The 12,238-nt window shown below is 57.2% G+C and carries 9 protein-coding genes; 5 read left to right on the top strand and 4 right to left on the bottom strand.

The features are described 5' to 3' along the window. Positions 1 to 6: 6 nt before the first annotated feature. Both GMO_RS03010 and GMO_RS03005 read right to left on the bottom strand, forming a co-directional pair. On the bottom strand, positions 7 to 2,199 hold the full coding sequence (locus GMO_RS03010; protein ID WP_008850793.1) for an RNA degradosome polyphosphate kinase: 2,193 nt from the start codon (positions 2,197 to 2,199) through the stop codon (positions 7 to 9). A 186-nt stretch (positions 2,200 to 2,385) separates the two neighbouring features. After that, positions 2,386 to 3,102, bottom strand: a complete 717-nt coding sequence (locus tag GMO_RS03005; protein ID WP_008850792.1) for a DnaA/Hda family protein — start codon at positions 3,100 to 3,102, stop codon at positions 2,386 to 2,388. A gap of 102 nt (positions 3,103 to 3,204) precedes the next feature. Between GMO_RS03005 and purM the strand changes: the two genes are divergently transcribed. After that, positions 3,205 to 4,263 (top strand): phosphoribosylformylglycinamidine cyclo-ligase, encoded by a 1,059-nt coding sequence (purM, locus tag GMO_RS03000; protein WP_008850791.1) that lies wholly within the window; start codon positions 3,205 to 3,207, stop codon positions 4,261 to 4,263. Continuing rightward, the gene (gene purN / locus GMO_RS02995; protein ID WP_008850790.1) at positions 4,260 to 4,844 is read left to right on the top strand and encodes a phosphoribosylglycinamide formyltransferase; all 585 of its coding nucleotides are present in this window, start codon (positions 4,260 to 4,262) and stop codon (positions 4,842 to 4,844) included. Before purM ends, purN begins: the two co-directional genes overlap by 4 nt. 10 nt (positions 4,845 to 4,854) lie before the next feature. Here the strand turns inward: purN and GMO_RS02990 are convergent, their stop codons facing one another. Beyond that, positions 4,855 to 5,526, bottom strand: coding sequence for a glutathione S-transferase (locus GMO_RS02990; RefSeq protein WP_008850789.1), 672 nt, complete (start codon positions 5,524 to 5,526; stop codon positions 4,855 to 4,857). Positions 5,527 to 5,843: 317 nt separating this feature from the next. Here GMO_RS02990 and GMO_RS13715 point away from each other — a divergent pair, with 317 nt between their 5' ends. Further along, a complete protein-coding gene (locus tag GMO_RS13715) occupies positions 5,844 to 7,604 on the top strand; it encodes a glycosyltransferase family 2 protein (protein ID WP_008850788.1) in 1,761 nt (586 codons plus the stop codon). A gap of 111 nt (positions 7,605 to 7,715) precedes the next feature. On the opposite strand, the gene ndk is transcribed toward GMO_RS13715, so the two are convergent. Further along, positions 7,716 to 8,138: a nucleoside-diphosphate kinase gene (ndk, locus tag GMO_RS02985; protein ID WP_008850787.1), complete on the bottom strand. Its 423-nt coding sequence runs from the start codon at positions 8,136 to 8,138 to the stop codon at positions 7,716 to 7,718. Between the two features lie 115 nt (positions 8,139 to 8,253). Here ndk and GMO_RS02980 point away from each other — a divergent pair, with 115 nt between their 5' ends. Further along, entirely contained in the window at positions 8,254 to 10,155 is a 1,902-nt protein-coding gene (locus GMO_RS02980; RefSeq protein ID WP_008850786.1) for an ABC-F family ATP-binding cassette domain-containing protein, read from the top strand. A gap of 230 nt (positions 10,156 to 10,385) precedes the next feature. Then, positions 10,386 to 12,167 carry a Hint domain-containing protein gene (locus GMO_RS02975; RefSeq protein WP_008850785.1) on the top strand — a complete coding sequence of 594 codons (1,782 nt, stop codon included), beginning with the start codon at positions 10,386 to 10,388 and terminating at the stop codon, positions 12,165 to 12,167. Positions 12,168 to 12,238: the final 71 nt, after the last annotated feature.

Genomic DNA, 12,238 nt, shown 5'->3' with positions numbered 1-12,238 from the left:
GGGTTTTCAGTCTTCCAGGATCCGGTCAGGCCGTTCGCGGGGCCGCAGCCCCTCCGGCAGGATTTTCTCCCGCGCAGCCGACCCGCGGCCGGACAGGGACGGATTGTTCATGAAGTATTCATGGGCGGAGAATGGATGCGCGCCCGGCGAAACACGATGCCAGCGACTATCCTTCGAGAGCGTCCAGCTCTGAAGGTTGTCCTTGATGTTCATGGTCATGATCTGGCCGAGAATCTGTGCATGGACGGTCGGGTTGGTGATGGGCACCATGGCTTCTACCCTCCAGTCCATGTTCCGCACCATCCAGTCGGCGGAAGAAATGAAAACTTTTGCTTTCGTGGACGGCATCCGATGCCCGTTTCCGAAAGCAAAAACCCGGGCGTGCTCCAGGAAACGCCCCACGATCGACTTGATCTCGATATTCTCAGACAGACCCGGCACACCCGGCCGCAGACAGCAGATACCCCGGATGATGCCAATGATTTTCACGCCGGCCTGCGAGGCCTCGTAAAGCAAATCAATCAGTTCGGCATCAACGAGACTGTTCATCTTCAGCCAGATTCTCGCCGGCCTGCCCGCTTTCGCATACCCGATCTCGTCCCGGATCAGCTTCTCCAGTGTGGACCGGATGGTGATGGGAGAGAACGCCAGTGCCTCCATTTTCACAGGCGTGGCATAGCCGGTCATGTAATTGAACAGTCGGGCGGAATCGGAAGCCAGAGCCGGATTACAGGTGAAGAACGACAGGTCAGTATAGATCCGGGCCGTGATGGGATGATAATTCCCGGTCCCGAAATGGGCATAGGACCGCAGCGTATTGCCTTCCCGGCGCACCACGAGACTCAGCTTGGCATGGGTCTTGAGATGCGCGAATCCGAACACGACCTGCACGCCCGCCGCTTCCAGCGCCCGTGAGAGGCGGATATTCGCTTCCTCATCGAACCGCGCGCGCAGTTCGACCATGGCCGTAACGGACTTGCCTGCCTCGGCGGCCTCGATCAGCGCATGGACAATCGGACTGTCGCGGGAGGTACGATAAAGTGTCTGCTTGATGGCCAGCACGTTGGGATCAAGCGCAGCCTGCCGCAGGAACTGCACCACCACGTCAAAACTTTCGAACGGGTGATGGACGAGAATGTCCTTGGCCCGGATGGCGGCAAAGCAGTCTCCGTCATAATCCAAGACACGCTCGGGAAAGCGGGGGGTGTAAGGCGGGAAAACCAGCCCCGGCCGATCATCGACAATCAGCTGCTTGAGGTCCGTCAGCCCCACGAAATGTGGCGTGACGACAATATCCTCATCACTGACGCCGAGTTCCTCCCCCATTTCACGCCCGATGGTTTCTGGCAGCTTCCTGTCCACCGCCAGATGGATGCCAACCCCCCGCCGCCGCTGCTTGAGGGCTGTTTCATAGGATCGGACCAGATCTTCAGCTTCATCCTCGAATTCGACATCCGTATCACGGATGATCCGCAGCACACCGGCCGCATCAATGGTCAGCCCCGGAAAGAGACGGTCCGCAAAAAGAGTGATCAGATCTTCCAGCAGAACAAAACGGATGTCGTCCTGCGCCTTGCTTCCGGCCCTGACCCGCGAGGGGAGACGCAGAAAGCGGGGCACCTGCGTCGGCAGAAGAATCAGACCATCCATGACGTGAGCACTGCTGACCGGGTCCTTGAGCCGCAGCACGAGCGCCAGTCCCATGTTGGGAATGAAAGGCAGCGGATGGGATGGATCGACCGCAAGCGGTGTCAGGACCGGGAAAATCCGTTCATTAAAGAGGGTGGAAAGCTGGGCCTGGTCCTGCTCGTCCAGACGGTCGGGCGGCAGGACGAAAATACCGGCCTGTTTTAGCTCCTCTTCAAGGGCACACCAGACACGCTGCTGTTCGGCCAGAAGATACCGGACCTTTTCACGAACGACCGTCAACTGCTGGGCCGGCGTCAGGCCATCCGGACTGCGCACCACCATGCCTTCGCGAACCTGCCCCACCAGTCCGGCCACGCGGACGGAATAGAATTCGTCCAGGTTGCTGGCGCTGATGGAGAGGAAGCGGACACGTTCGAGCAGAGGATTGCGAGGGTTTTCCGCTTCCTCGATGACGCGCTGGTTGAAGTCCAGCCAGGAGAGTTCACGGTTGATGAACCGGGCGGGAGACGTCGGCATATCCGCGTAATCCTCAGCCGTCGGAACAACCATCCGACGTCTGCGCGCCCGGCTCACCGCGGGAGTAACATCTCCCTGACGGGATTTGCGGGGTGAACGACGGGGGCGGCGGCTGGAATTCTCACTCGTCACAATAGTCTCTTCCGGAAGGCGTAAGAACGAACATGAACAGAATCGACGACAGACACAGCCCCTGTCAAACGTCGTTTTCGTGTCAGTCTAGCTGTCCGGCCGCAGCAGGTCAGGCAACATTTCAAGCGCAAGGGCACGCGTGATCGACGTTCCCCGTGCCAGTGCGGCTTCATCCAGCCGCTCCACCGCGGACACAAGAGCGCTGCCCGTCCGGGGCAGATGCCGCCAGAGCCATTCCGTCACAGACTGGGAGACCACAAGCTGACGGTCTGCCAGCAGCGACAGAAGAAGCATCGCCCGCAGGGTATCCTCCGGCTCCCCGGTGGCGGTGGTAGCGGTGGCGCGCAGGCGGCTGGCGAGATCCGGAAGAGCAAAATGCGTACGGGACGGCGGCAGTCGCCCCACCAGCAGAACGCGGTCCCCCTGTGAGACGGCATCATTCAGGAGATGAAGCATCGTCGCCTCATCTCCGGGCGAATCGGCATTATCAAGCGCGAGATTACCAACGACGCGAATGCGCCCACCAGAGGAAGAGCGGGAAAACAGCCGTGCATCCAGCACCGTGGCATCATGCTCATGGGCCCAGATCGTCAGGAGATGGGTCTTGCCTGTCCCCGGAGGGCCCCAGAGCCACAGACGGCCGTCGGGCCATGTTTTCCGGGCCAGCCACGCCCTTGGCGCGGAATTCGACGGGCCCGCGATGAAACGCTCGGCAGTCATGGCCGTGGCCCGGCGCAACGGAAATGCCATCTGCGCGCCCACGGGGCCATTCTGGCCGGTTGTCCTGTCGCCCCGTTTTGTCATCGCCGCCCCTTTTCCATGCCGTTACGCCATCAAACAGGCGTTCCGCCTGCGCGCAGGATGCTTTAGAACGGCGTCACGTCAACCAGCGGGAACATTTTCATCATGACCGATCAGCCTGACACCCAGGGCGCCAGCTATGCACGAGCCGGTGTGGACATTGCCGCGGGCGATGCTCTGGTCGATGCGATCAAGCCAGCGGCAAAGGCCACCGACCGCCCGGGAACGATGGGAGGTCTCGGCGGATTTGGCGCCCTGTTCGACCTGAAAGCCGCCGGTTTCACTGACCCCGTGCTGGTCAGCTGCACGGATGGTGTCGGCACGAAACTGATGGTCGCCATCGAAACCGGCAAGCATGACGATGTCGGAATCGACCTCGTGGCAATGTGCGTGAATGACCTTGTGGTGCAGGGCGCAACCCCCCTGTTCTTTCTCGATTACCTCGCCACGGGAAAACTTTCCGTCCGGGATGCCGCGACCGTCGTCAAGGGAATCGCCCGGGGCTGCGCGGAATCAGGCTGTGCACTGGTCGGTGGCGAAACGGCGGAAATGCCGGGCATGTATGGCCCTGGCCATTACGACCTCGCCGGTTTCAGCGTCGGGGCCGCAGAACGTAACCGGCTTCTGCCCGCAGGCATCCGCGCAGGAGACACGCTGATCGGACTGCCCTCTTCCGGCGTCCATTCCAATGGCTTCTCACTGGTACGGGATGTGGTCCGGCGCTCCGGACTTGGCTGGAACGATCCCGCCCCCTTCGCCGAAGGACGGACACTGGCCGAAGCCCTTCTGACACCAACGAAGCTCTATGTCCGCACGGTCCTGAACCTGCATGCGAAAGGCCTCCTCCATGGCTGCGCGCATATTACCGGTGGCGGCCTGCCGGGGAACCTGCCCCGCGTCCTGCCGGAAGGTCTGGGCGTATGGATCGACGGTTCGGCATGGGTGATACCGTCCGTGTTCCGGTGGCTGGCACAGGCAGGCGGCGTCGCGGATGATGAAATGCTGAAAGTGTTCAACTGCGGCATCGGCATGGTTCTCGTCACGCCCGATCCGGAAGCAGTCCTCGCGGAACTGGACACACAGGGCGAGACCGGTTTCATCATGGGCAAGGTCGTGCAGTCGGAAGACCGCTATGCCCTGACGGCTCCGGTTTCCTTCGCATGACGCGAAAAATCCCCATCGCCATCCTCATCAGTGGCCGCGGCAGCAATATGCGGGCGCTGATCGAGGCCTGCCAGAAACCGGATTTCCCGACAAAAATCGTACTGGTACTCAGCAACCGGCCGAACGCTCCGGGTCTGGATGTCGCACGCGATGCCGGACTAAAAACGCTGGCAATCGATCATCGGCCGTTCGGGAAGGACCGTGAAGCCCACGAACGGAAGATCGACGAAGCCATCCGTGCCAGCGGCGCGGAACTGGTCGTGCTGGCGGGCTATATGCGGGTGCTGACCCCCTGGCTGGTTGGAGCATGGGCCGGACGGATGCTCAACATCCATCCAAGCCTCCTGCCCGCTTTCCCCGGATTACATACGCATGAGGCTGCCATCCGGGCCGGCGCCAAGGACCATGGCTGCACCGTCCACTTCGTGACGGATGGTGTGGATGAAGGGCCGATTCTCGGTCAGGCTAGGGTCCCGGTTCTTGAAGACGACACTCCCGATCTACTGGCGGCCCGCGTGCTGGAACAGGAACACATTCTCTACCCCGCCATGCTGGAAAAGGTCTGCCGCTCCCTACTTTAGAGAACAGTCCTTACGTGTCAGCATAGATATAGGGGCCACCCTTCTCGATGGCGCGCTGATAGGCTGGCCGGGCATGGATTCGTTGCAGGAAATTCCGGACATTGGGCCGGCCCGGCAGCGCATCGGCCCGAGAGGCGGCAGCTTCCATCGGAAAGCTCATCTGAATATCGGCACCGGTCAGACCGTCCCCCGCAAACCAGCCAGTCTGCGCCAGTTCGCTTTCCCAGAAATCCATCTGAAGCGTCAGCTGCGGGTTCACAAAAGCTTTCTGCGTTTCGCAGGAAATCTTCCGGACCAGCGGTCGTAACAGGAACGGCACCTTTTCCGGCAGCATCTGGAACACAAGCTTCAGCAGAAGCGGCGGCATGGCCGAACCTTCGGCATAATGCAGCCAGAAAATATAGCGCACCCATTCAGGCGTATTTTCGGCAGGCATCAGCCGTCCGTTTCCATAACGTTTGAGAATGTATTCGATGATTGCGCCGGATTCAGGGAGAACAATGTCTCCGTCCACCAGGACAGGCGCCTTGCCGAGTGGATGAACCTTCTTCAGCGCAGGCGGGGCGAGCATGGTTTTCGGATCCCGTTTGTAGTACCGGATCTCGTAAGGCAGTTCGAGTTCTTCCAGCAGCCAGAGAATACGCTGGGAACGGGAATTGTTCAGATGATGGACGACAAGCATGACGGTCTCCCTTGGTCAGGGAGATAACAGCGGCTGTCGCACAGAAGTTCCACCAGACAGAAACCATCAAAAAAAGCGCGGACTGTGGACTACGGCAAGATTTTTATCCTGCGCGGGTATTCAACCATCTCAAGCAGTTTCGACGTATCGCCATTCGATATGGTAGGATTGCTATCTCCTTCATACATTTCTCAGCCTCACAGCCGTGAAGTTCTGGAGCAGTTTTTTAATAACATGCCTTCCAGAGGCACATCTTGCTTATTTTGCCTCTCTGAGTTTCCATATCGACAACCCTTTAACTGATAGAGATCGATTTCATGATTGATTCAAATTTGCGATGTGCCTGTTTACTCATGCAACGCAATGAATCTGAATTACTTGAACCTTGGGTGCGGTATCATGCCGCATTATTTGGTTATGAGAATATTTTCATATTTGACAATGGATCTGGTAATCTCAAGACGAAACGGCTTCTTCGCGAATATGAGGACCTAGGCGTTCATGTCGATCGTCGATTTTCTACGTCAGAAGACTATCCTTCGAAAGGCGCCATTCTGACAGATTGTATCGTACAATTGAATGAAAGTGGAAATTATGATTTCTTTTTCCCATTGGACTGTGATGAGTTCTTAGCTATTCACAAAAATGGGAAGGTATTATGTGATTCCCTGAGTATAAAAAACTATCTAACATCAATTCCATTTTCGGAAACTACTTATCATGTTACGAAGAACTATCTTAATATAATTGGTCATCCAGAGTATTACCAAGAGCATCCGTACAGCAAAGTATTTTTTAGCAAAAAATTAATTGTTCCTCTTGATCATGGATCACATTTAACATCTGCTTCTGTTAAAGTAACCCCTAGCGATATTGTTTACATTCACTGTCATGCAAAACCTTTTGCAACACTATTAGCACATTCACGAGATAAATTACGTCCTTGGGTTGATATAGACGATCCCAAAGCACTTGCAGCTTTTGAAAACGATCAAGGAATTGGATGGCATCTGGTAAAATATCTTAGAATGTCGGAAACAGAATATTTGAACCTTTTTAACACGAAAGGCGCAACATATATTCCTGATTTTCCGAAAATCTTAAAAGAACTTGGATGCTCCATCGATTTTTTATCGGGAATAAAAATAGAACGCATGACAAAACCCGTTGATAAAATTCCTTCTCCAAGATCCTTAATTCTAAATGCAAAAGATCATTTAGACGATGATACTATTGTTCTCGCAATATCTTCTCTTTCCTCTGAAACAGACCTACTCGTAAGTGCTTTTTTACGAAATTTAGGGTTTAATTGTATTTCTATTAACGAGCCTATCGAAGAAAATCATACAGTTAAAAGTGCACTTCAAGCTGGCACATGGGATATTCTTAGAAAATTTTCGATTGCTCAAACCGAAAAAAATCATCGCCTTGCTATTACAGGTTTCTCCAGCACGGAACTAGACTTAGCTCAATATCTTCCCATCCAAGGATTACGTAGCGTAATCGTTTTAAAATCCCTGATGAGCTTTCTGACCGGCAATCCTCATGTCATGGCTTCCTCTGCTCGACACCTTGCAACCCAGCGTATCGATCAGGTGGCGACAAACTTAAAATCCGCGCTCTCCAGTTCTCTTGAAGCCTTAATTCTGGAAGAAGATTTTATTCAGACAGATATTCAATCTTTTGTTGAAGCTTTTTTAGTTTTTCTGGGACAAAGTTTTACAGAGGATACGGATACACTTGTCCGCCAACTCCAATATACCATCGCTCCGTCTATTAGGAAAGATGTCTCACTATACGAAGGTTGGATCGACACTATTTCTGGTCAATTAGTTTCGGGATGGTGCTGGAGAAAAAATAGTAATATTTCACAAATCGTTGGTCTTGTCGTTAATGACCACATTGTCGACGTCGGAATCGCCAATAATTTTCGAGAAGACCTCAAGAATGCAGGCATTGGCTCTGGCGCTTTCGGCTATCACCTCACACTACCAGAAAATATTTCACCTTCTTCAAATCGCATTCAGGTTCGCATTTTAAATGGCAATATTCCCCTCGATTCTTTCATAGAAAACTAAGACTGAAAACGGAGGGACTTTTTTTACTCACAAATCAATCCAAGACAAAAAAAGGCGCAGGCCATGAAGCCCGCGCCCTTTCTGGCAGAGACTGACTTTCCAGGCCGTGGATTACGGCAGGATTTCGGTCTCGGCGAAGAAGAAGGCGATCTCGTTCTTCGCGTTTTCCAGGCTGTCGGACCCATGAACGGAGTTCGCTTCGATGCTCTCGGCGAACAGCTTGCGGATCGTGCCTTCGGCAGCGTCAGCCGGGTTCGTCGCGCCCATGACTTCACGGTTCTTCGCAACAGCGTTCTCGCCCTGCAGGACCTGCACGACAACCGGTTCAGCCGTCATGGAGGAGACGAGGCTGCCGTAGAACGGGCGTTCCTTGTGAACGGCATAGAAAGCGCCAGCCTGCTTTTCGGTCAGCTGGATACGCTTCTGGGCAACAATGCGCAGACCAGCTCCCTCGAACACGGCATTGATCTTGCCGGTCAGGTTACGCTTCGTGGCGTCGGGCTTGATGATGGAAAGCGTGCGCTCGAGAGCCATCTTTCTTCTCCTGGTTGGACAAAAGGGGTAAATCCAGCCGTTCCCCTAGAGCAAAATCGTCGTTCCTGATAGGTCTGTCGCGGTTTTTTCACCTTCCCGACCGATCGAGGCGCCCGTGAGCCTGCTCACCATTACTGACCTGACCCTTCGCATCGCTGGCCGTACACTGCTGGATGGCGCATCCCTGAGTGTCGATCCGGGGCGCAAGATCGGCCTGATCGGAAAGAACGGCGCGGGAAAATCCACCCTGCTGACCGCCATTGCCGGCGACATCGCCCCTGATGGCGGCACGATCACACTGGCCAACCGCGCCACGATGGGCCGCGTGAAGCAGGAAACACCTTTCGGGGATACATCCCTGATCGACACGGTGCTCGAAGGTGACCTCGAACGCACACGTCTTCTGGCGGAAGCCGAAACCGCCACCGATCCGACGCGCATCGCGGACGTGCATGAACGGCTGATCGCCATTGACGCCTATACTGCCCCCGCACGCGCAGGTGCCATCCTGTCCGGTCTCGGCTTCAATCAGGACGCACAGCTCCGTCCGGTTTCAGACTTCTCCGGCGGCTGGCGGATGCGCGTTTCTCTGGCGACGGCACTGTTCCTGAACCCGGATCTGCTTCTGCTCGATGAGCCGACCAACCATCTGGATATCGAAGCCACGCTCTGGCTCGAATCCTGGCTGGCGAAGTTTTCAGGCGCGGCCATCATCGTCAGCCATGACCGCTCGCTGCTCGATAACACCGTGGACGCCATCGCCCATCTGGACCACCAGAAACTGAGCCTCACGCCAGGCGGCTATGACAATTTCGTCCGCATCCGCACGGAACAGGCCCTTCAGCAGAACCGGGCCGCCGAGCGCATCGCGGCCCAGCGCGCGCATATGCAGTCCTTCGTGGACCGTTTCCGCGCCAAGGCCACCAAGGCAAAACAGGCACAGGCCCGCCTAAAGGCGCTGGAACGCCTGCCCCAGATCGACAGCGTCGTGGAAGATACGCCGACGCGCTTTTCCTTCCCTGAACCACAGCCCCTCCCCCCGCCGATGATCACGCTCGACAATGTCAGCGTCGGTTATGACGGACGCGTGATACTGCAAGGACTGAACCAGCGTCTGGACATGGAAGACCGGATTGCGCTGCTGGGTCAGAACGGACGGGGCAAATCAACCTTCGCCAAGCTGCTGGCCGGGCGGCTGGAGCCCATGTCCGGCTCTTACAATCACTCCCCCAAGCTGAAGATCGGTTATTTCGCTCAGCATCAGGCTGATGAACTGGTCCTGACCGAAACGCCGATCAACCATATGGCCCGCGCCATGCCCGATGCGACGCCCGTTGCAGTCCGCGCGCAGCTTGCCCGTTTCGGACTGGACGAAAACCGGGCCGAGACCCAGGTGTCGGAACTTTCCGGCGGGGAAAAAGCACGCCTTCTTCTGGCGCTGTCCACGCGTGAAGCCCCGCACCTGCTCATTCTTGACGAGCCGACCAACCATCTGGACCTTGATGCGCGCGATGCCCTGATCCGCGCACTCTCGGAATTTGAAGGCGCGGTCATCCTGATCAGTCATGACAGCCATCTGGTGGAATCGGTGGCGGACCGGTTCTGGCTGGTGGAGGACGGGACGATCTCGCCTTTCGAGGGCGATATGGCCGAATACAAGGCCTGGCTGATCGAACGCGCGCGCAAGGCCCGGTCCGAAAATGCGGAGCGCACGAAAACTGCGCGCCGCCCGGCGGAAGACGTGCCCGCCGGGCGGCGCGCAGACCGCAAGGAACAGACACGGGCGCTGGCTCCCCTTCGCCGCAAAATCCGGGACGCCGAAGCCAAACTGGCCCAGATTGCGAAGGAAAAAGCGAAAATCGAGGCCCAGCTGGCTGATCCCGACCTGTACCAGTCCGGCAACCCAACAGAGATCGGCGCCCTCAACACCCATCTGGCCGCCTTGACCACGGTCGAGGGCAAAACGGAGGAAGCTTGGCTGGAGGCGCAGGCCGAGCTCGAGGAAGCTATGTCATAGTTTGCAAAAAATTATTTGTAACAAATGAGTTGAAAGAAATATTAGCTATTTGTTAACCATCACGCTTCGACATCGTTAAGATTAGGCTGACACCTGTTCCCGTAATTTCCGCCGAATACCGGGCGCAGGGTCGGCACATATCCTTAACACCTTGTTCCAGGCAGCGAGATTCAGGCCACAGGCCCTGGAAATCCGGGGGTGGCTGCCACGGACAGAAAGGAAAAAGCGTAATGATGAACAGATATCACCCGGCTCCGTCCGGTCCCCACGCCCCCTCCCAGCGTCCACATGCCGGTTACTCCCCGCAGGGATGCCTGGTCACGATCCACGGATGTCAGGTCGCTTCCGATCTGACCGTCAGTGGTTATGGCAAGGTTCTCTGGGCTGTTGATGGCGGAACCCTCAACCACACCACCATCACCAGTGGTGGCAGCGCTGTCGTCACCCAGGGCGGGACATCCCATGACGCCACCGTCGGCCATGACGGCTTCCTGGCCGTTGCTGACGGCGGAACGACCAGCAACACTACTGTCACCGCAGGCGGAGTGGAAGCCGTCTATTGCGGTGGACAGACAGTTCATACGGCCCTGAACGGCGGCGATCAGTACGTTTTTGGCGGTAACACTTCCGACACGACGGTTGGCCAGGGCAGCACGCAGTACGTCTTTTACGGCACGGCCAAGGGAACAGAGATCGGCAATGGCGGCACGGCCATCGTCTCCCCCTATGGCACCATGAAGGACACGTCCGTTTACAGCGGCGGCAAATTGGTCGTGAACTATGGCGCCTCCGTGGAAGGAACGACGCTCTACAACGGCGGCACGATCGATCTGAACTTCCTGCGCTTTACCGGCGACACCACAGCCTACATCACCAATGACTGGCTGGTCGTGACGGAAGATCACGCCCGCGTCTATTTCAAGCTGGCCGACAATTACAACGGCTACAGCAACGAGCGCGTCGTGGTTTCCCGCGATACGGATGGCAACACGCTGGTCCAGCTTCAGGAAGTCTGCTTCCTGCCAGGCAGCATGATCGCCACTCCCGAGGGAGAGCGTGCGGTCGAGACGCTCGAAATCGGCGATGTCCTCCTGACGGCGAATGGCGAAACACGCCCCGTCACATGGGTCGGTCGCCGCAGCACGCGCGTCCGCCCAGGCACCTTGGACGACTTGGCGGGCTATCCGGTCCGCATCCGCGCCGGTGCAATTGCCGATGGCGTCCCGCACAGTGACCTGCTTGTGACCGGTGAACATTGCCTGTTCCTCGAAGGTGGTTTCATTCCCGTCCGTATGCTGATCAACGGGACATCCATTTTCTGGGACCGTGGCATCACCGCCTATGATTACCTGCATGTCGAAACGGACGGACACGCCGTCATCCTTGCGAATGGTCTGGCCACGGAATCCTATCTCGACACAGGAAACCGCCGGAGCTTCGCCCAGACGGGTCGCATCGCTTCCCTAGGCGGCGCACCGAAAAGCTGGGAACAGGACGCAGCAGCGGAACTGGTGACGGACCGCGCCCGCGTCGAGCCAGTATGGACGACCATTGCCAGCCGCGCCGGAGCCGCTCCGGTGCCTGCTTCCACCACGGAGGATGCCGCCCTGCATCTGCGCCTCGCGGACGGTACGCTTCTCGCGCCGCGTCGCATAGCTGGAAACCGTGCGGTCTTCACGCTTCCAGGTGGCGTGGAAAATGTTCGGATCGTCTCCCGTACGAGCCGTCCCTGTGACGTAACCGGCCCGTTCCTCGATGACCGCCGCGATCTCGGTGTTCTGGTCGGCGAGGTCACACTCTATGACAGCGCCTGCACGCGTCAGATCCAGACGCACCTCAACACGGCGGATGCCGAAGGCTGGAACAATCCGGAACCCGGTGCACACCGCTGGACCGCCGGTGACGGCATCCTGTCCATTGGCACGATGACACCGGCTACGCTGGCCATTCAGGTCCTTGCGGCTGGTCCGTATCTGGAAGAAGAGGAGAGCCAGATCGCCCGCCGGGCATGATGGCCTTGCTTCTGCTGTCTTAAAACAGGGAGGGAACGGGGGATGGCATTGACCCCCGTTCCCTCTCCTCC

Source organism: Gluconobacter morbifer G707 (assembly GCF_000234355.1).
Lineage (GTDB): Bacteria > Pseudomonadota > Alphaproteobacteria > Acetobacterales > Acetobacteraceae > Gluconobacter > Gluconobacter morbifer.
The sequence above is the reverse complement of the archived record's forward strand: the minus strand, read 5'-3'. Positions and strand labels throughout refer to the sequence as shown.

Coding starts and splice junctions, on each gene's coding strand:
- GMO_RS02975 (WP_008850785.1), top strand. CDS start 10,386: ATGATGAACAGATATCACCCGGCTCCGTCCGGTCCCCACGCCCCCTCC.
- GMO_RS03010 (WP_008850793.1), bottom strand. CDS start 2,199: ATGGTTGTTCCGACGGCTGAGGATTACGCGGATATGCCGACGTCTCCC.
- purM (WP_008850791.1), top strand. CDS start 3,205: ATGACCGATCAGCCTGACACCCAGGGCGCCAGCTATGCACGAGCCGGT.
- purN (WP_008850790.1), top strand. CDS start 4,260: ATGACGCGAAAAATCCCCATCGCCATCCTCATCAGTGGCCGCGGCAGC.
- GMO_RS13715 (WP_008850788.1), top strand. CDS start 5,844: ATGATTGATTCAAATTTGCGATGTGCCTGTTTACTCATGCAACGCAAT.
- ndk (WP_008850787.1), bottom strand. CDS start 8,138: ATGGCTCTCGAGCGCACGCTTTCCATCATCAAGCCCGACGCCACGAAG.
- GMO_RS03005 (WP_008850792.1), bottom strand. CDS start 3,102: ATGACAAAACGGGGCGACAGGACAACCGGCCAGAATGGCCCCGTGGGC.
- GMO_RS02990 (WP_008850789.1), bottom strand. CDS start 5,526: ATGCTTGTCGTCCATCATCTGAACAATTCCCGTTCCCAGCGTATTCTC.